Here is a 1,910-nt window from a genome sequence, read left to right on the forward strand (position 1 = left end):
CCCCCGTCCAGGCCGCCGTGCTGGCCGCCGACGCCGCCGACCGCGACCTGCTGGTCAGCGCCCAGACCGGCTCCGGCAAGACCGTCGCCTTCGGCCTCGCGGCCGCCCCCACCCTGCTGGGCGAGGCCGAGACCTTCGGCCAGGCCGCCGAGCCCCTGGCCCTGGTCATCGCCCCGACCCGCGAGCTGGCCATGCAGGTCAATCGCGAACTGGGCTGGCTCTACGCCGAAGCCAAGGCCGCGGTGATCAACTGCGTCGGCGGCATGGACGCCCGCCGCGAGCAGCGCGCGCTGAACTATGGCGCCCACATCGTCGTCGGCACCCCGGGCCGCCTGCGCGACCACATCGAGCGCGGGCACCTGGACCTCTCCAAGCTGAAGGTCGCCGTCCTCGACGAGGCTGACGAGATGCTGGACATGGGCTTCCGCGAGGACCTGGAGTTCATCCTCGACGCCGCCCCGCCCGAACGCCGCACCCTGCTGTTCTCGGCCACCCTGGCCCGAGACATCGTCGAGCTGGCCAAGCGCTACCAGAACGACGCTCTGCGCATCGACACGATCGCCCGCGACGAGCCGCACCGCGACATCGAATACCGCGCCGTGCGGGTGGCCCCCAACGAGGTCGAGCACGCGGTCGTCAACCTGCTGCGCTTCTTCGAGGCCCCCGGCGCCCTGGTGTTCGCCAACACCCGTGAAAGCGTCCGCAGCTTGCACGCCAAGCTGCGCGAGCGCGGCTTCGCCGTCGTCGGCCTGTCGGGCGAACTGTCCCAACGTGAACGGGCCGACGCCCTGCAGGCCCTGCGCGACGGCCACGCCCGCGTCTGCGTCGCCACCGACGTCGCCGCGCGCGGTCTCGACCTGCCGGACCTGGGCCTCGTCATCCACGCCGAGCTGCCGATCAACAAGGCCACCCTGCTGCACCGCTCGGGCCGCACGGGCCGGGCCGGCAAGAAGGGCGTTTCGGCCCTGGTCGTGCCCTACACCCGCCGTCGCAAGGCCGAGCAGCTGCTGTACGCGGCCGGCGTCGACGCGGAATGGGGCGGCGCGCCCAGCGCCGACTCCATCCGCGAAAAGGACCAGGAGCGCCTGCTCGAGGATCCGATCTTCTCGGAAGCCTCGACCGAGGAGGATATCGCCCTGGCCGAAGCCATGCTGGCCAAGCGCACGCCGGTCGAGATCGCCGCGGCCCTGATCCGCACCCGCCGCGCCAAGCTGCCCTCGCCGGAAGACATCTATGACGATCCGCGCCACGGCGCCGATCCGGGTCCGCGCCTAGCGGGCGAGCGTCCGCTGCGCGAACCGCGCGTCGACATGGAGGGCTCGGAGTGGTTCCGGATCAGCGTGGGCCGTCGCGGCAACGCCGATCCCAAGTGGCTGATCCCAATGATCTGCCGCCTGGGCCACATCACCAAGAAGGACATCGGCGCGATCCGGATCTTCGACTACGACACCAAGTTCGAGATCTCGGCCGAGGCGGCGACCAAGTTCGGCGCGGCCGTCCAGTCGACGGTGCGCGAGGACGTCTCGATCACCCCGACCACGGCCCCCGCCCCGCGTGGCGAACGCCCGCCGCGTCCGCCGCGCGAGGACGGCGACCGCCCGCAGCGCCGCGAGTTCAAGCCGCGCGAGCCGCGTGTCGAAGGCGACGAGCGCCCGCAGCGTCCGCCGTTCAAGAAGCGCTTCGAGGACAACGCCGCCGGCCCGAAGCCCTACGCCAAGCCTTACGCCGGCAAGCGCGACGGCGACGGCCCCGCCAAGCCGTTCAAGGGCCCCAAGCCCTTCAAGGCCAAGAGCTTCGACGCCAAGCCCGGCGGCAAGCCGGCGGGCAAGCCCTTCAAGAAGAAGTAGTTAGACCAAAATCCTCCCCCTAGCGGGGGAGGTGTCGGCTCGAAGAGACGACGGAGGGGGAAG

The 1,910-nt window shown here is 71.4% G+C and carries 1 protein-coding gene; it reads left to right on the forward strand.

Going from position 1 to position 1,910, the window contains the following annotated elements; genetic code table 11:
- Positions 1-1,847 (forward strand): DEAD/DEAH box helicase (locus tag AX690_RS12450; RefSeq protein WP_066730395.1); only part of this gene is annotated, 1,847 nt, incomplete at its 5' end.
- Positions 1,848-1,910 lie beyond the last annotated feature (63 nt).

Origin of the sequence: Caulobacter sp. CCH9-E1 (assembly GCF_001556515.1) — a bacterium.
Lineage (GTDB): Bacteria > Pseudomonadota > Alphaproteobacteria > Caulobacterales > Caulobacteraceae > Caulobacter.